The organism is Alkalibacillus sp. S2W, assembly GCF_046764385.1.
GTDB classification, from domain to species: Bacteria; Bacillota; Bacilli; order Bacillales; family Alkalibacillaceae; genus Alkalibacillus; species Alkalibacillus almallahensis.
In genome coordinates this window covers 1,397,505-1,416,143 of record NZ_CP177234.1, presented here as the reverse complement: position 1 = coordinate 1,416,143, position 18,639 = coordinate 1,397,505, and the positions used below count along the sequence as shown (strand labels likewise).

Genomic DNA, 18,639 nt, shown 5'->3' with positions numbered 1-18,639 from the left:
ACATAGAGGCTCCTGTAAGAAGCAGCATGTCTGGCTCCTGAGGTCTTCCTTTAATCTGATTCATTCCATTATAACAGGGGGGTGTCCATAACATAACAAACCCCAGCTAGGGACTTTTTTTAATAAGTCCACTAACTGGGGTATAGTTCACTATGGCAAGGGGTTTTTAAACACTTTAGTAAGTGCTTAAATATTGTTCTCTCTCCCATGGGTGAACCTGTGTACGGAACATATCCCATTCGATTTCTTTTGCTTCTAAGAAGTGCTCAGTTAAGTGCTCACCAAGGGCTTCTTTAATCACATTGTCTGATTTTAAGTATTGTAAAGCATCATAAAGTGTTGCTGGTAGATCTTGAACACCATTTGCTTCACGCTCTGCTTTATCCATCACATAAATGTTACGATCAACTGGTTCTGGTGCTGTTAGTTCATTTTCAATACCATCTAAACCAGCTGCCAACATGACTGACATAGCCATATATGGATTGGCTGCTGGGTCAACACTACGTACTTCAATACGTGTACTTAAACCACGAGATGAAGGAACACGTACTAATGGACTACGGTTTTGACCAGACCATGCTACATAACAAGGCGCTTCGTAACCTGGCACTAAACGCTTATATGAGTTTACAGTTGGGTTTGTTACAGCTGTGAAGTTAACCGCGTGTTTGATGATACCTGCTGTAAATTGGTGTGCTACTTCACTTAACTGTTCATCCGCATTTTCGTCATAAAAGGCATTTTTTTTGCCCGCGAATAATGACATGTTGGCGTGCATCCCTGAACCGTTCACGCCGAATAATGGTTTAGGCATGAATGTCGCGTGTAATCCGTGTTTACGCGCGATCGTCTTAACGACGAGCTTGAACGTTTGGATATCATCACAGTGTTTAACCGCATCTGAATATTTAAAGTCAATTTCGTGTTGTCCTGGCGCAACTTCGTGGTGTGAAGCTTCGATTTCAAAGCCCATTTCCTCTAATTCTAATACGATATCGCGACGGCAGTTTTCACCTAAGTCTGTCGGAGCTAAGTCAAAATAGCCACCTTTATCGTTTAGTTCCATTGTTGGCTCACCGCGTTCATCTAATTTGAATAAGAAGAACTCTGGCTCTGTACCAATATTAAATGCTGTATACCCTAGTTTTTCCATGCGCTCTAAATTACGCTTTAAGTTGTAACGTGGGCAACCTTCAAATGGAGTACCGTCTGGATTATAAATATCACAAATGAAACGTGCAACTTTACCTTTATCTGAAGTCCATGGAAAGACAACGAATGAATCTAAATCTGGATGTAATAACATATCTGATTCTTCAATACGTACAAATCCTTCAATTGAAGAACCATCAAACATCATTTGATTATCAAGTGCTTTATCTAGCTGACTGAGTGGAATTTCAACGTTCTTGATCGTGCCTAATAAATCCGTGAATTGTAAACGAATAAATCGAACGTTTTCCTCCTCTATACGTTTGTAAATCTCATCTTTTGTAAATTTAGCCAAAATAAACGCCTCCTCAAATTTATTCAGTTAATGGTAGAACCGCGAAAGCTCTCCCTTAACAAGTGATGATTGATTCATATAACCAGACTCCATCAACTCACGTCGTAACATTTTGTGTAAGTCTTTTTCTGACATTTTCTCAGTCTCTTCTGAAGCCGGTTCCTTCTGATGATTTTGCTCTTGTTGTTCTGTTTTAACTTTCAAGACTTGTTTGATGCCGGCAAGATTGACGCCTTGATCGATCAATTCTTTAATTTCGAGTAAACGATCGACATCGTAAAAGGAAAATAGTCGTCTATTTCCTTTCGATCGCACAGGCATGACGAGTCCCTTATCTTCGTAATAACGGACTTGACGAGCGCTAAGCTCAGTTAAATCTGTAACAACGCTGATAGGGAATAACGGTAAAGCCTTACGATCTCGATTAGTCATCACCAACACCTCCAATATAAATAATATTATATGTAAAGTTATAAGATATGTCAACAGATGTTAAGAAAGTTAACATAAAAAAAGAAGAAGTACGAAATTCGTACTCCTTACAAATAGTTAAGTTGTTTTAAAGCTGAAATAATAGCTAGTTTAACATGTTCATATGTTAAACCACCTTGAACATACAACGTATAAGGCGCACGGATCGGTCCATCAGCTGTCAATTCTAAACTAGCTCCTTGAATAAACGTACCTGCTGCCATAATGACTTCATGATCATATCCAGGCATAGCACTTGGTTGTGGAGTTACATAAGCATTAACCGGCGATTGCTGTTGAATAATTTGAGCAAATTCAACCATATCATCTTTAGATTGAAAGGTAATGGATTGAATTAAATCAGTACGTGGTTCATCTTGATTAGGATTTGTTATGAATCCAAGTTTACATAATAATGTTGCGGTAAAGTAAGAACCTTTTAGTGCTTCACCCACTGTATGGGGAGCTAAAAATAGTCCTTGGAACATTTCTTGCAAACTATTTAATGATGCGCCTGTTTCCTTACCTAATCCAGGTGCTGTTAAACGATTTGCGCACTTTTCAATTAAATGTTGTCGTCCAGCTATGTATCCTCCAGTTCGCACAATGCCCGCTCCAGGGTTTTTAATCAATGAGCCTGCTATTAGATCTGCGCCTACTTCGGTTGGTTCTGCAGTTTCAACAAATTCTCCGTAGCAATTATCGACAAAGACAATGACATTCGGGTTAATTGATTTCACAAACTCAATCATATTTTTGATATCTTCAATCATAAACGAGGGCCGGTCTGCGTATCCCTTTGAGCGTTGAATCATAACCATTTTAGTCCGTTCATTCAGAGATTGACTAATCGATTCAAAGTCTACGCCCCCATTTTCAGTCAGTTCCACTTCTTTATAATGAATGCCGAAGTCCGTTAAAGAACCATCCGCTTCACCTGATGTACCAATAACACCTTGTAATGTGTCATAAGGAGATCCTGTAATACTTAATAATTCATCGCCTGGACGTAATACGCCAAATAACGAGGTCGAAATAGCATGTGTGCCCGATACAATTTGAGGACGTACTAAAGCATCCTCTGTTTGAAATACTGAGGCATAAAGTGCTTCAAGTTTCTCGCGCCCCAAATCATCATACCCATACCCTGTTGTTGGATTGAAATGAATATCAGCAATGTGCTGCTCCTGAAAGGCTTGAAGCACTTTGGCCTGATTGTGCGTCACAGATTGTCCTATTTGTTTAAATCGAGCTTCTAACTTCGTTTCAACTTCATGTATAGTTTGCCAATCTTGTTCGTTCATATGTCCTCACCTTTTTGTTAATATTGTATGGATTGGGGAACCTTCTGGAACATATCCCTCTATTTCAAATTGTTCTTGTTCTTCATTGAAGTGTTCGTATTTGACGATTGTTTCTCGTTTTAATTGATTCAGTAGTTTCCCTTCACTACTTGAAAGAGAGGCACGATAATGTGTCCAGTTGTTAAGTAGTGCTTGTTCAATTCCTTGTTTTAAATCATCATAATCAGATGGTTCTAGCGCAGACATTTTAACGCTTGGTGTCGAATAAGGGATGACTTCATCTGAGACTAAATCCGCTTTGTTATAAACCGTTAACATCGGTATATCCCCAGCACCCAATTCATCAAGAATATTAAAAACAGTCTTTTCCTGTTCAACTGATTCCTCATTTGAAGCATCAACGACGTGCAAAATAAAATCTGCTTCTACAACTTCTTCAAGCGTGGAACGAAATGCTGCAATTAATGTCGTAGGCAAATCTTGAATAAACCCAACGGTATCAGATATTAAGAGTTCAAAACCACTTGGTAAAGTGATTTGGCGTGTTAAAGGGTCTAATGTTGCGAACAGTTTATCTTCTTCCAACGAGCCTGTTTCACTTAATCGGTTGAAAATGGTTGATTTACCTGCATTCGTATAACCGACAATAGCCATTTGGAAAGCTGAATTTTTCTTGCGACGCTGACGATACTGATCGCGTTGCTTAGCCACTTGTTCTAGAGCACGCTTGATTTCTGTAATTCGTCTACGGATATGACGCTGGTCTGTTTCTAATTTGGTTTCACCAGGTCCTCGCGTTCCAATTCCACCACCAAGTCGAGAAAGCGATGTACCTTGGCCGTGTAAACGCGGTAATAGATATTGAAGTTGAGCTAATTCGACTTGTAGTTTACCTTCTTTCGTTCGTGCTCGCATCGCGAATATATCTAAAATCAATTGAGTGCGGTCGAGAATTTTAATTTCCCATTTATCTTCTAAATTTCTAGACTGTGATGGCGTTAACTCCTGATTGATAATAACGACATCAATTTCATAATGATCAATGTATTGTTTGATTTCTTCTACTTTCCCAGTTCCAATATATAAGGCTGAATGAACTTTATCCCGTTTTTGAATAAAGATTTCATTCACATCAACATCAACAGTATAAGCTAAGGCTTCTAATTCTTCTATAGATGATTCGAATAAGTGCTCAGGTGTATCAGGTGTGTGACACCCGACTATAATGGCTTGCTCTTTCATAAATGGACTCCTTTATCTTCGTGGGTTTATTAAAATCCGTTGTTGATTGTGATCCGCTTTCGGCGGACGCTTTCCGCGGGCACGGCTCGAGCCTCCTCGGAAGAAAAGCACTTCCTACGGGGTCTCGAGACTCGTGCTATTTCCGCAGGAGTCGCCACCTTCGCTTCTCACAATTCAACAACTCAGTGCTACGTCATTTGAAAATCAACACTAACCTTTAACAAAGCCATCTTCGTATAAGTTTATTGTTAACGAAAAGCTGGTTGCCGTCAAACAACATGAAATAAGCCTACCACTTATTTTGTGATAGGCTTAATGATTAACATTAATATTATGAGTCCAAATCAATATTTTTAACCGGTGCAAACGTTGAAATGGCATGTTTAAAAATTAACTGTTGGCGCCCTTCTGTTTCAATTAACACGGTGAAATTGTCGAATGATTGAATGATCCCTCTTAGTTGGAAACCATTCGTTAAAAATACCGTTAACTGAACTTTTTCCTTACGTAATTTGTTTAGAAAAGCATCTTGAATGTTCGCTGAATTCGCCATAATTCTTCCTCCTCTATCTATCTCTTAATTATTATTATTCTGCTTGTGCTTTAAAAATCCTGCTAAATCTGAAAAAATTGTCTCAAAAGTTTTTTCGTAACGATCTGGATCAATGGTGTACCAATGAACGTCAGGGAGTTTATTGCGATAATAGGTTAGCTGACGCTTCGCAAACCGTCTGGTGTTTTGCTTAATTTGACTAATGACGTCATCATACGTCATTTCATTTCTAAAATAGGGAAGCCATTCTTTGTAACCAATGCCTTGCATCGCTTGAATAGTTGACCCATACGCCTGGTATAACGCATATACTTCATCGTATAGTCCTTCTTCAATCATGTCATCCACACGACGATTTATACGATCATAGAGCTGTTCCCGTGGCATATCTAATCCAATGATATAAGGTTGGTAAGGGGATACATTAGACTGTACTTGCTCAAGCTGAGACATCGTTTTCCCAGTCCGCTCATAAACTTCTAATGCACGAACGACTCTTCTAATATTATGAGGGTGGATCCTGTTTGCTTGTTCAGGATCAACCTGCTTTAATTTCTCAAAATAAGGTTCAATTCCATTCTGTTCAATTCCTTGCATCATCGAGTCTACATAATCTTGGTTACGGTCAACCTCTGAAAAATTAAAATCATAAAGCGCAGAATGAATATAAAAACCTGTACCACCAACGACAACAGGCAATCGATCTCTTGAAGTGATTCCATCTACTAATGACTTCAAATCCGATTGAAAATGAGCAGCGGAATATTGACTATCTTCTGGTAAAAAATCAATTAAGTGATGATCAACGTCATCCGCTTCTTCCGTCGTTACTTTAGCCGTCCCTATATTAAAACCCCGATAAAACTGCATGGAATCGCCGTTAATGACTTCTCCATCAAATCGCTTACTAATTTCTATACCTAATTTACTTTTACCAACAGCTGTTGGACCGATAACACTGACAACAATCGGTTTCATACTGCCCCTCATTTCTATTACATAATTCGTTTGAACATCCGCTGAATTTCATAATCACTAAAGTGTACAATGATTGGTCGACCATGTGGGCAAGTATAAGGGTCTTGGCACGACCGTAATTCATCAATCAAATAGTTCATTTCTTGATGGCTCAAGTAATGATTAGCTTTAATCGAGCGTTTACAAGACATTAAAATCGCTGCCTCTTCTCGAATTTTCTCAATGCTTATGCCTTTTTCTTGTGCTAAGTCATCGACCATATCGCGAATGGTTAATTCTTCAGCTCCTTCAGGAAACCAAGTTGGATAAGCTCTTACGAGATAACTCTGATCTCCGAATGGTTCCAAGTATAAGCCAATTGATTCCAGCTGTGAACGATTTTCTTCTATCGTGATTGCTTCTTGTGCTGTGAAATCGAACGTTAATGGAACAGATAAAGTCTGTAGTTCATGATCAGGTTTACCTAATTTCTTTTTGAAATACTCATATTTAATTCGTTCTTGAGCAGCATGTTGATCCATTAGATATAACCCTTGTTCATTTTGAGCAAGAATATAAGTACCGTGTAATTGCCCAATCGGACTTAAAAATGGAATCCGTTCACTTTCTGTTTCAGTCGAATCAATTGATGACACTTCTGGTTCCTCTTGTTCTGATGGCGGTTGTGTCTCAGTTGTTGAAACGGTCTGATTGACTTGATCGTTTCTTTCCGATTGAAATGAAGATAAAGATTCAGCAATGTGATGGTTATTAGTTTGGAAACCTTGACCAACCGTTTCCTCTTGTTCCTTCGTTTCATTCCTGTTCGTTTGAGTGAAGTCTAATGTTGTCTGTTCAGATGGTTCTTGCTTTCGTTGTTTCCCTTCAGGTATCAACTTTTGTTCATGTAAGACGTCATAAATTGTATCTTTAACCAGTTCAAATAAAGCATTTTCCTTACTGAAACGAACTTCCGTTTTAGCTGGATGAACGTTTACATCAACTAAATAAGGATCCATTTCAATTTGTAAGACCACCACAGGATAGCGACCGATTGGTAAGAATGTATGGTAACCGTCTAGTATAGCCTTATTAATTTTAGGATTTTTAATATAGCGACCATTAACAATTAACGAAATGTAATGGCGATTAGCACGGGTGATTTCAGGTTTTCCAATATAACCGGTTAAATTATAGTCTAGAGAATGATTTTCCACTTTGAGCATATTTTTCGCGATATTTGAACCATAGATTTGTTGAATCGTTTGTAATAATTGGCCATTCCCAGGTGTGAAAAATAGTTTTTTTCCATTATGCTCACATTCAAATCGAATATCTGGGTGCGATAACGCCATACGGTTAATGACATCTGTTAAATGCCCAAGTTCAGTATGGACGGTTTTTAAATATTTTAACCGAGCGGGTGTGTTGTAAAACAAATGTTCAACGATGATTTCAGTACCCTGTCGTTTCGTATGTTTTTGATGTTCTTCTACTTTTCCCCCATGAACCACAAGCTCTGTTCCTGTTTCTTCACCTGTGGACGTTCTTAATGTCAATTGACTAACGGCTGCGATACTAGCCAATGCTTCACCGCGGAATCCTAAGGTTTCAACGCGAAACAAATCTTTTTCATGAGCGATTTTACTCGTAGCATGACGACCAAATGCTTTGGGTGCATCGGTTTGTGTCATACCACGCCCATTATCAATAACTTTAATCGAACGAAGACCAGCTTCTTCAAGTTCTATTTTAATCCACGTACTTCCTGCATCTATACTATTCTCTAATAATTCTTTAATGACCGAAGCGGGACGTTCGACGACTTCACCCGCTGCTATTTTATTAGAAAGGGTGCTCGGTAGTTCGATGATTGAGTTCATTTATACCGTCCCTCCTCTCGCTATTATTCCTTTAAACGCTTCTGGAGAGCATGAAGTGTATTCATGGCTTCCATTGGCGTCATTTCCATCAAGTTCAGGTTTTGAATATCTTTATAGACTTCTAACTCCTGATGTGTTGATTCACTCGCTGTTTCTTCAAATAGTGTTAATTGCTGCTCTTGTACTAAATCATCTTTAATCGATTGAGTACTTTCGAATGTCTGTAACAGATAATTAGCTCGGTCAATAATTTCATTAGGAAGATCCGCTAATTTAGCTACGTGCACACCGTAACTTTTATCGGCCTTACCAGGTTTAATGTGATGTAAGAATACAACTTCCCCATCTTGTTCATCAACTTCGACGTGAACATTTTGTAAATGCGTTAAATGCTCCTCGAGTGTTGTAAGCTCATGATAATGCGTAGCAAATAACGTCTTAGCGCCAACATGATCATGTAAATACTCAACAATGGATTGAGCTAAAGCCATACCGTCGTATGTGCTTGTCCCACGACCAATTTCATCAAATAATATCAAACTATTTTCAGACGCATTCGAAACAGCATTTTGAGCTTCTAACATCTCGACCATAAACGTACTTTGACCAGACACAAGGTCATCCGCCGCACCAATACGCGTGAAAATTTGATCAAAAATCGGTAAGTCCGCCCGGCTTGCAGGTACAAAGCAACCAATTTGCGCCATTATGGCTAATAAACCAAGTTGTCGCATATACGTACTTTTACCCGCCATATTAGGTCCTGTAATAAGCAAAATATCCGTATCTTCTTCCATAAAGAAATCATTAGGCACGAACTCTTCTTGCATCACATGTTCAACAACAGGGTGACGAGCACCTTGAACTGCTAAGACCTGCGTATCATTCATGACAGGCTTTAAGTAATTATTCTCTTCGCTGACAAATGCAAAACTCACTAATACATCAATTTCACTAATTTGTTCAGCAAGACGTTGTAATAACGGAATATACTGTTTCATTTCCTCACGAATCTCAACAAAGAGATCGTATTCCAAAGCGACACTCTTGTCCTTCGCTTCTAATATTAGTTTCTCTTTTTCTTTTAATTCTGGCGTAATAAAGCGCTCAGCATTAGCAAGTGTTTGCTTTCGCTCGTATCGTTCATCATCAATAGCATGTAAGTTGGCTTTCGTTACTTCAATGTAATAGCCGAACACTTTGTTATAACCTACTTTGAGTGACTTAACGCCTGTACGTTCACGTTCTGCAGCTTCTAATTCTGCCACCCATTGTCGACCATTACGGGATGCCTCTCGATATTCATCTAATTGACCGTGATAGCCATCCTTTATGATGCCACCTTCTGTAATAAGAATGGGTGGTTCCTCATGTATGCTAGAGTCTAATAGCTGATACATCGCATCATATGGTGAAATATCGCTTAACAAATCAGTAATTAATTCATCATCAAATTGATTAAGCGTCGCTTTTATATCCGGCACTTTTGCTAATGATTTTTTAAGTTGAAGTAAATCACGTGCATTGACATTCCCATATGAAACTCGTCCAGCTAACCGTTCAAGATCATAGACATGTTTAAGTTGATCGCGTAATGCTTCTCTTTCAAAAAACATGGTCATAAGTGACTCCACTTGAGCATGTCTTTTTTCGATTGTTTCTTTCGATAATAGAGGGCGATCAATCCATTTCTTTAATCGTCGCGCTCCCATCGCTGTAGAAGTTCGGTCTAATACAGATAGAAGTGTTCCTTTTTGGCTCTTATCTCGAATGGACTCCATGAGTTCTAAATTGCGCTTAGAATAAAGATCTAGTTTCATATACTGTTCAACTGGAACATATTCTACAGCTTGAAGATGGCTTAGGAAGCGTTTTTGAGAATGATGAATGTACTGGAATAAGCGGCCAAATCCATTAATCAGCTCTTTGCTCTCTAATCCTTCAATTAGGTAATCGAAATCATCTGGAATAGATGTTTCATCTTGGTATGATAGCGTGACATTTAAATAAGCGTTTAAGGATGATTGTTCTTCTTCTGGGAAACTCGTTGAGAGCACAATTTCCTTAACAGGCCGATTATAAAGTTCACTAAGAATATCTTTTAATGTAGCTTGCATTTTACTGATAAATGTTTCGCCAGTTGTTAAATCAGCATATGCTATGACATATCCATCAGAATGTTGATCAATCGATGTTATGTAATTATTTTCTGATTCATCTAACATATTCCCTTCCATAACAGTACCTGGCGTTACGATTTGTACGACTTCTCGCTTAACAACGCCCTTCGCTGTTTGTGGGTCTTCTACTTGCTCACATATTGCAACTTTATAACCCTTATCAATCAGTGTTTTAATATAACTTTCTGCAGAGTGAAAAGGAACCCCGCACATTGGGATTTTTTCATCGCCTCCATCTCGTTGTGTTAAGGTGATTTCAAGTTCCTTTGCAGCTTTTAAAGCATCATCAAAAAATAACTCATAAAAGTCACCTAAACGAAAAAATAAAAAGGCATCTTTATTTTCATCTTTAACTTTCATATATTGCTCAATCATCGGCGTATATCTTGCCATGTTGGTTCCTCCAATTGTCATGCTCTATCCGACATTATAGCACAAATAATAACTAAAATTAAAAACCATACAGTTGGGAAAACAACTGTATGGTTTAAGCTTATTCGCGGTCAATTTCGATATCTGCTAATTCTGAGTCCAACCCACTAATATCAACTTCATCTTCATCAAAGCCATTAGGTTCAATTTTAGCCCAAACTTTAGTTTCACCAATCAGATCCACAACAAACTCACGTTCTAAATCAACGCGTATTTTCTTTTGCTTCTCATCAATTTCGCATTCAAGTGTATTAGGTTGTTGCGTTGCGCGTGCCACAACATCAAATTGATTGGTTAAACTTTTTTGGTCTTTCATGGAAATTGGAACTTGATCACTGTACTGTTTGCGCTCGGTGATAACTTCTGTTTTGGTATTATCGGAATAAGAGTACCAAATATTAATGTCATAAGTACCTGTGATATCAACGACATGACCACGTTTTTTCGCTTCATACTGATGATTAATTACCCAACACCCTAATATACTAGATGGTTTGTAGTTGGGTGAAACATGGTGATGATCCTCTGTATACTTTTTCCCCTTTCCACAAACTGCTTTCGTAATAATCTCTCGATAGTCTCGACCTGACATATCACGTTCCTCCTTTTTCATTTCGCCACTATATTCTTATGTTAATTGGGCGTTTGATGTGAATCATCTTGTGACGATTAGAAACGTTATAGTGTCATTCATATGCAGTTGCCTAGTTGAGTGTTAATAATTATTAGCTAAAATTAAAATCCCTCCGAAAACTCTTTTGTTTTTCGGAGGGATTGTGTTTAATATTTTAGTTCTTTTCCTGTTTCACCTTTTAAAACATTACCGCCTGTTGCACGAATAATTTCGTTCGTGACTTCTTCGGCGATCGTTTTGGATACGCGTTGTAGAATATCATTCACAACAACTTGTGTTTCTTTAAATTCCTGGACAACAGGAATTTCATCAAGTTCTTCTTGAAGACGATCCAGTTCTTCTTCCACTCGTTTTTGAGCTTCAGACTTTTCATAATGCTGTAAGTTAACCGCTTGTTTTTGTAAGGCTTTAATCTTTTTAATATAAGCTTGGACTTTATTGTTTTGATTCAATTTTACTTCAAGTTGCTTAAAGCGTTCAATCTCTTCTATTTGTGATAACTTTACAGCTAAATCTTTCGCTTCTTGAACGACTTCTTCTCTTGTATATTGTGCCATTTAATTCACCTCTACAGCTTCTTCAACCATAACGCCGTCTAATGACCACGTTTTAGCTTGAGTAATTTCAACTTCAACAATATCACCAATTGATGACTTAGGAGCTGTGAAGTTCACTAACTTACTATGCTCCGTATAACCAGCTAAAACGTCAGGGTTGTTTTTACTTTCACCTTCAACAAGGACGTTAACTGTCTGACCTTCATATTTCTTCATTGCTTCTTTCGCATAAGCATTTACTTTATCATTCAAACGATAAAGACGTTGTTTCTTCTCATCTTCGGTAACCTCATCTTTAAACTTATCAGCTGGTGTACCATCACGTGGTGAGAAGATGAAAGTATAAGCATGTTCAAAACCAACTTCATCATATAATGTCATGGTATCTTCGAACTGCTCTTCCGTTTCATTTGGGAAACCAACGATGATATCTGTTGAGAACGTCGCATGCGGAATAGCTTCTTTTATTTTACCAACGAGTTCTAAATATTGCTCGCGTGTATATTTACGTCCCATAAGTTTTAACACATCAGAATTACCTGATTGAACAGGCAGATGAATATGCGGCATTAAGTTACCGCCTTTGCCTAACACTTCAATTAAACGATCGTCAAAATCACGCGGGTGTGATGTCGTGAATCGAACCCGTGGGATATCGATTTTACGAACTTCATCCATTAAATCGCCTAAACCGAAATCTATATCTAAGTCTTTACCATAAGCATTAACGTTCTGACCAAGAAATGTTACTTCTTTATAACCTTGCGCAGCTAAATGGCGTACTTCTTGGATAATGTCTTCTGGACGGCGACTACGTTCTTTACCACGCGTATATGGAACAATGCAGTAAGTACAGAATTTATCGCAACCATACATGATATTAACCCATGCTTTAATTTGACCTTTACGACGTTTAGGAAGATTTTCAATCACGTCACCTTCTTTAGACCAAACTTCAACAACACGCTCTTTACTTAGATAAGCGTTTTGCACCAACTGAGGTAAACGATGGATATTATGTGTACCAAAAATTAAATCAACATGATGGTGTTTTGCTAAAATGCGATTAACAACTGACTCTTCCTGTGACATACAACCACAAACACCCACAATTAAGTCAGGGTTTTCGACCTTCAATGATTTTAAGTGGCCAAGTTCACCAAACACTTTGTTTTCCGCATTTTCACGAATTGCACAAGTATTAAGTAAAATCATGTCGGCTTCTTTTTGATCAGTTGTAGCTTCATAACCCATCTCTTCTAAGATACCAGACATCACTTCTGTATCATGTTCGTTCATCTGACACCCATAAGTCCTTATCACATACTTTTTTCCGTTCCCAATACCTTGTATATTTTCTGGAATGTCAAAATCGTATTCATATTCCACTTCTTTCTTTTTTCTCTTCTGAGCTTTTCTCATATCTGGCGGTTCATATGTTGCTTCAAAATATTTTACAAAATCATCAGATGTTTTATCTTTTAAACGATTTAGATTATCCTGGTCGGATTTTACGTCCGCAGAATCAACTTGGTTAATTTGTTGCTGTTCTTTCCTTTGCTCTTCATTCATTTACATTCTCCTTTCTTTATAAATCTTCAACTAACAATTATAAACCGTTTAAACCCTTAAAACAATAAAAAGAGTAGCATTCAACTACTCTTACTTATTAGGTAAATTATAAATCCATTTAATCCATCCTCTAATGGTAGATGCTCTTCTGTAATAAGTTGTTTCACTATTTATATTATAAAGGTTATTTTGACGCATTCTTTCCACAATAAAGTGGTTATCTATCTGTTTATTATTTTTAACGTATTCATCATATACCTCTTTAAAAACTTGATGATTTAAAATCTTTTCTACAAATGTTAAATATTTTTGTCTAAATGGTAATTCCATAACCCTTTTACCTTCATCATTTAATGAAATCATCACCTCATTATCAATTCGGTATGTGTAAGCTAACCCTAGATAAACACAGCTATTACCATAATAATCACTCTGGCGTTTATCAAAGTCATATAATGTCGTTATTTCTTCTTTACTAATATCTCCATTATATAAATTACCTAAAAGGTCTATGACACGAATAAACGTATCTGCTTGCGGGAATGGTATTTCTGGTTCATCAACAAAAGTCGTTGCATTATTTACAATGGAATCAACATCTTCCTGTGTTATCTTTTCGTGTGGTACTATGTAATCTTTCTGTTTAACCAGTTCAAATGAATTAAATGTGTTTTCTTCTTTAAACTCATACATAAAAAATGAGAACTTATCATTGCTATGTGTGAAGAATATTGGGATTATATCTTTATTAACTCTGTTTTTCCAAACACGATAAGGGTAAAATAATTGTCTCACATTAAAATCACTTGCTTTTTCTTTTTTAGCTTCAACTAGCGCAAACTTATTTTGCCCTTCATACCCACCATCAATCTCGACTTGGGCTCCTTCAACTTCAATGAACTTTACGTGTCCTTCTTTACTGGACACATTATAGGTGAATTTACCAGACCCCATTCGACCACTAACTGTTTGTTTAGTCTCCTCACCTAAAAAGTCATCAATCATTCCACTATTATATGCAAAATGTAAAGCTGAACTTTCACTATATAAATCCGTGGCATTTAATGTTTCAATATGATGTGGAATATTTAACTCTTTGGGTTCTATATTTTCATAATCAACCTTAGCAAACAAAGAGAAGTTGCCAATAACATAGGCACTTCTCGATATTGGCAAAATACTCAAATTATTATTAATAAATATATCTGGTAAATTGTTTTCGTGGTCAAATTTACACATTAACCTTGGCTCTCTGTGCTTTTTAATATCACTGGCTAATATCTCATAAAATCCTTGTTCTTCTATATAATATAGAATGTTATGTTCTTCAAAAATAGCTTCCCAAGCTCTATCATTCTTCGTTTTCTTTGCCATAATTTAAAATTAGCACCTCACTTATTTTTCCACGACCATTGCTGTCTGAATTGATATTACGACTAGCTTGTACTTCTTTAATAGTTAAATCTGGATGGTCATAAATTTCTTTAATGAACTCGCTATTACTGTTACTTAACATTACATAGCAACCTCTATGGTGTAGTTCTAAATAGGTGTCTCTTAATCTCTTTTGGTCCGCTTCACTAAATCCACCTAAACTATACCCAGTGAATGAGCTAGATGGTGATATTGGGTGGTATGGTGGGTCAAAATACACGAAATCCCCTTCTGATGCGGTCTCAACTGCTTTTGTGAAATCAGTACTTAGTACAGTAATATTATTTTCATTTAAATATTTATGGACTGTTCTTAAAACTTCTTCATTTACAATACCTGGGTTTTTATATCTTCCAAAAGGGACATTGAATTCACCTTTTGAATTAACTCTAAACAAACCGTTATAGCACGTTTTGTTCAGATAAATAATTCTAGAAGCACGTTCCACTTCTGATAAATTTTCAATCTCATCTGTTCTATCAAGACTTCTTATTTCATAGAAGTAATCAGCTTGATTTTTATGTTTCTTTAAGTCTTCTAGTAATCCGTCAATATTATATTTAATAACATTATAGACTTTAACTAAATCTTCATTAATGTCGTTAATGGTTGCTACGCTAGGTTCTAAATCAAAAAGTACCGCACCAGCCCCAACAAAAGGCTCATAGTAATTATTATAATTTTCTGGAATGTATTTTCTTATTTCGGGTAGTAGTTGTCTTTTACCACCAGCCCATTTCAAGAATGGTTGCAAATTATCCATATTGAATCTCTCCTCGTTGTTAGCACCAGCTAACAAGATTTATTATACTACCCTAGGATGGTACTAGTAAAGTCAATTTAGCGCAATAATATAAAGGAAAGTGAAAATATAAAAAAAGCTTACCATATTAGGTAAGCATTAATTTTTCACTAGGCGTTAGTAAATTTAATTTTAAATTATGTAGTATTTCTTGTTTGCTATAATCACTAGCGTGTCCTATTCTTTTTATAATCCTCTTCTTATCAATTGTTCTTACGAATATATCTCCATCTATAACTGAATATACAATTGTTGTCGGACTGTGACAATTACCTTTATTATTTTGTATAACAATTACCTTTTCCGTAGTATAGTCTCCACGGATAACTAATACATCCCCCTGTTTTATATTCATATTGCCATCTCCATTTCTGATTAAGATACTGGAGTATAGCAAGGCTTTAAAAAATATCAAAAAGCGCATAAAAAAACACCCTACATTAAGTAGGGCGTTATCTTATAAGTGGTCTATGTAATAACCTCTAACTTGTACAATTACCGTTTTACTTTCTGTCGCTAGGTTACCATCTGCATCTTCATAGTTTTCAACATCTAGACTTATACTTTCTTTAGCTTCAAGTAATGTGCCAAACATTTCTTGAAAGTTAATTTTACCAACTTCTCCGTTTGCTGATTCCATTGGTGTTTCAACAAATGGTATTGATTTTCCATCAGATTTTAGTCCTGTAAATGATTCATAAGATGGCTCACCAGAAACATTAAATACTTCTAGCGTCTTAATAAAAAATGTTCTATTATTTTCTGGTGGCATAAGGACTTGGTTAAGCTCTATTTCTACTGTGCTACCATCTTCTGCTGGTATATTAGCAAGCCCCTCGCCCTGGTAAAAACTTCTCTCGTATGTTCCTTGAATGTGTATTCCATTATAATCTTTTTTAATTATCGCCATTACTTTTACCTCCATCATCCGTTTTAATTAAACCTAATACAATTGCTTTTTTAACTGTTTCAACCACTTTTAAAGATTGTTTTTTTGTAATCTTAAATTTTGTATTTTTTCTTAACAAAAATGCACCAGCTTCTTCAAGATTCTTAAAATTCTTTTTATATTTATCGTTAAAATCAGTTAATATCTTATTAAATAAGTCATCCGATACACTTGAAACAGCATTACCTAATAAATCAAATAACTCTTGTGCTTTTACTGGTCCTAGTAAATTTTCAATTTTATCTTTTATATAATCTGTCGAGTATTTAGTAAGCAATTTACCATATTTCGTGCTTTTTAAATACGCAAAAAGCATTGTTAATCCTGCTCCTAATACCCACAATAATAGTTCAAATAATTCATTGTTCATTTATATCACTTCCAGGTCGTTTTTATTTACTGCTGTCATAATGTCATCTAGCACTGCCCTGTTGCCACTTAACTGTATAACTTCATATTCGTTTTTATAAACAAAATCAGCTAATGATGTGCCATCATAACTGTTTGCACCGTTTTTAACTTTAACTGTACTACCAACCTTAACTTCTTTTTTCTTAGATTTTTCTTCACCTTTACTAACTAAATTAAGATTATCTTTATGTACTGCTGTCATAATGTCATCAAGGACAATTCTATCTCCACTAACTTGTAAAACACTATATGTATTGTTATAAACAAAACTTGCTAATCCTTTACCCTCATAGCTTTTAGCACCTTTTTCAACCTTAACTTTGCTACCTTTTTTGATTGTTTCTTTCTTAGGTTTTTCTTCTTTTTTAGGTTGTTCTTTCTTAGGTTCAGAAGCGGATACTGGCTCACCAGATTGTTTTGTTATATAAACATTAAATCCAGCTTTTTCTAGTTTGTTAGCCATATTATCAGCATTCTCTTTCTTGCTGTATGCACCAACTTGTACTTTATATAGCCCACTATCTTTTACCATATAAGTATCAAATCCATCTTTTTCTAATTCTTCAGTTAAACTAACTGCATTATCCTTATGTTTAAATGCACCAGTCTGAACTCTATGTAACTGACCGTCATCAGAATTGTTTTCTTCTATTTTTTCTTTAACATAATCAACACCAAAATAATCGCACAATCCTTTTGCGTGTTCTTTAGCAACCTCTTTTTGAAAATCTTGATTAACCATTAAAAGAGCTTCTTTTCGATTATCCATAAAACCATTTTCGCTTAGTAGTGCTGGCATTTTAGTTTCTCGCAAAACGTGGAAGTTGTTTTCTTTAATTCCTCTGTTATTTTGCTTAGTTCCTTTCTTTAAATATTTTAAAATACTATCAGCTAACTTTCTTCCACCATCACTATCAGGATAAATGTGTAAAGAGAAACCAGAAGGATTAGCACCACTAAAACTAGCGTCATAAGCGTTAAAATGCACAGATACATAAGCATCTGCATTTTCCTTATTAGCAAGATTAGTTCTTTGGTTTAGAGGTTTATCTTTATCTGTTGGTGCAACTAATAGAGTGTCAAATCCACATCTTTTTAGTTCCACATCTAAATATTTAATTACTTCTTTATTAAATTCATTTTCACGAATTGAACGACCTAACGATTCAATATAAGGCGTTCTTTTCCCTGACGTTTCCATACCGTGTCCATCATCTAAGGCTATTAAATAGCTCATATAAATCACTTCCTATTAAATTTTTTTACAAATCACTAGATTTTACTACGATTTATGATTTTATCCAAAAATCAGTTTTACAATTGGCTCTAGCATTGGTCCAACTATTTCTTTACCTAAAAAAGCAATTAAACCAATAACCATTAAATATTTAACAAATCGTTCTGTTAGCTTGTTTTTAAACTTTAATTGTTTATCCTTATCTTCCAACATTCTTTCAAAATACTTATCTAGTTTTTCATCTATATTATCTATCTTGTCGTTTATATGGGTTATGGTTAGTTCCACTTTAGTTAATCGTGTATCAATCTTATGGATATCATTCGTATTCATATCTGTTTTTTCTTTTTGGTCTTCTAATTCTTGTTTTAATTTTTCTCTTTCAGTTATGTAAAATTCTCTTTCTTTTTGGAGTTCGTTTAACAGTTCTTGTCTTACTTCACTTTTTATTTCGCTTATTTCTTCATCTGATAATTTAGTCATTGTTTTACCTCCAAAATAAAAGAGCGCT

18 protein-coding genes are annotated in these 18,639 nt (G+C 36.0%); all 18 read right to left on the bottom strand.

The features are described from left to right. Positions 1 to 175: 175 nt before the first annotated feature. A complete protein-coding gene (gene glnA / locus ACKXGF_RS07635) occupies positions 176 to 1,510 on the bottom strand; it encodes a type I glutamate--ammonia ligase (protein ID WP_411953215.1) in 1,335 nt (444 codons plus the stop codon). A 27-nt stretch (positions 1,511 to 1,537) separates the two neighbouring features. Next, positions 1,538 to 1,942, bottom strand: a complete 405-nt coding sequence (locus tag ACKXGF_RS07630; RefSeq protein ID WP_411953214.1) for a MerR family transcriptional regulator — start codon at positions 1,940 to 1,942, stop codon at positions 1,538 to 1,540. 107 nt (positions 1,943 to 2,049) lie between these two features. After that, positions 2,050 to 3,285, bottom strand: coding sequence for an aminotransferase class I/II-fold pyridoxal phosphate-dependent enzyme (locus ACKXGF_RS07625; protein ID WP_411953213.1), 1,236 nt, complete (start codon positions 3,283 to 3,285; stop codon positions 2,050 to 2,052). Between the two features lie 6 nt (positions 3,286 to 3,291). Next, entirely contained in the window at positions 3,292 to 4,527 is a 1,236-nt protein-coding gene (gene hflX, locus ACKXGF_RS07620; protein WP_411953212.1) for a GTPase HflX, read from the bottom strand. A 331-nt stretch (positions 4,528 to 4,858) separates the two neighbouring features. Beyond that, positions 4,859 to 5,080: an RNA chaperone Hfq gene (hfq, locus tag ACKXGF_RS07615; protein WP_167260193.1), complete on the bottom strand. Its 222-nt coding sequence runs from the start codon at positions 5,078 to 5,080 to the stop codon at positions 4,859 to 4,861. Positions 5,081 to 5,104: 24 nt separating this feature from the next. Beyond that, a complete protein-coding gene (gene miaA, locus ACKXGF_RS07610; RefSeq protein WP_411953211.1) occupies positions 5,105 to 6,058 on the bottom strand; it encodes a tRNA (adenosine(37)-N6)-dimethylallyltransferase MiaA in 954 nt (317 codons plus the stop codon). A gap of 17 nt (positions 6,059 to 6,075) precedes the next feature. Beyond that, positions 6,076 to 7,920 (bottom strand): DNA mismatch repair endonuclease MutL, encoded by a 1,845-nt coding sequence (mutL, locus tag ACKXGF_RS07605; RefSeq protein WP_411953210.1) that lies wholly within the window; start codon positions 7,918 to 7,920, stop codon positions 6,076 to 6,078. 23 nt (positions 7,921 to 7,943) lie between these two features. After that, on the bottom strand, positions 7,944 to 10,493 hold the full coding sequence (gene mutS, locus ACKXGF_RS07600) for a DNA mismatch repair protein MutS (RefSeq protein WP_411953209.1): 2,550 nt from the start codon (positions 10,491 to 10,493) through the stop codon (positions 7,944 to 7,946). A gap of 100 nt (positions 10,494 to 10,593) precedes the next feature. Further along, positions 10,594 to 11,124, bottom strand: coding sequence for an outer spore coat protein CotE (cotE, locus tag ACKXGF_RS07595; RefSeq protein WP_411953208.1), 531 nt, complete (start codon positions 11,122 to 11,124; stop codon positions 10,594 to 10,596). A gap of 188 nt (positions 11,125 to 11,312) precedes the next feature. After that, positions 11,313 to 11,723, bottom strand: a complete 411-nt coding sequence (locus ACKXGF_RS07590) for a RicAFT regulatory complex protein RicA family protein (RefSeq protein WP_167260183.1) — start codon at positions 11,721 to 11,723, stop codon at positions 11,313 to 11,315. After that, on the bottom strand, positions 11,724 to 13,295 hold the full coding sequence (miaB, locus tag ACKXGF_RS07585) for a tRNA (N6-isopentenyl adenosine(37)-C2)-methylthiotransferase MiaB (protein WP_411953207.1): 1,572 nt from the start codon (positions 13,293 to 13,295) through the stop codon (positions 11,724 to 11,726). 90 nt (positions 13,296 to 13,385) lie between these two features. Next, positions 13,386 to 14,669 carry a type II restriction enzyme gene (locus tag ACKXGF_RS07580; RefSeq protein ID WP_411953206.1) on the bottom strand — a complete coding sequence of 428 codons (1,284 nt, stop codon included), beginning with the start codon at positions 14,667 to 14,669 and terminating at the stop codon, positions 13,386 to 13,388. Next, the gene (locus ACKXGF_RS07575) at positions 14,647 to 15,492 is read right to left on the bottom strand and encodes a DNA adenine methylase (protein WP_411953205.1); all 846 of its coding nucleotides are present in this window, start codon (positions 15,490 to 15,492) and stop codon (positions 14,647 to 14,649) included. Before ACKXGF_RS07575 ends, ACKXGF_RS07580 begins: the two co-directional genes overlap by 23 nt. A 127-nt stretch (positions 15,493 to 15,619) precedes the next feature. After that, positions 15,620 to 15,886, bottom strand: coding sequence for a hypothetical protein (locus tag ACKXGF_RS07570; protein ID WP_411953204.1), 267 nt, complete (start codon positions 15,884 to 15,886; stop codon positions 15,620 to 15,622). A 102-nt stretch (positions 15,887 to 15,988) separates the two neighbouring features. Continuing rightward, positions 15,989 to 16,441: a hypothetical protein gene (locus ACKXGF_RS07565; protein ID WP_411953203.1), complete on the bottom strand. Its 453-nt coding sequence runs from the start codon at positions 16,439 to 16,441 to the stop codon at positions 15,989 to 15,991. After that, positions 16,428 to 16,850, bottom strand: a complete 423-nt coding sequence (locus tag ACKXGF_RS07560; RefSeq protein WP_411953202.1) for a hypothetical protein — start codon at positions 16,848 to 16,850, stop codon at positions 16,428 to 16,430. Before ACKXGF_RS07560 ends, ACKXGF_RS07565 begins: the two co-directional genes overlap by 14 nt. Beyond that, complete coding sequence (locus ACKXGF_RS07555; RefSeq protein WP_411953201.1) at positions 16,851 to 18,128, bottom strand: N-acetylmuramoyl-L-alanine amidase; 1,278 nt, start codon at positions 18,126 to 18,128, stop codon at positions 16,851 to 16,853. Between the two features lie 60 nt (positions 18,129 to 18,188). Next, the gene (locus ACKXGF_RS07550) at positions 18,189 to 18,611 is read right to left on the bottom strand and encodes a hypothetical protein (protein WP_411953200.1); all 423 of its coding nucleotides are present in this window, start codon (positions 18,609 to 18,611) and stop codon (positions 18,189 to 18,191) included. Positions 18,612 to 18,639: the final 28 nt, after the last annotated feature.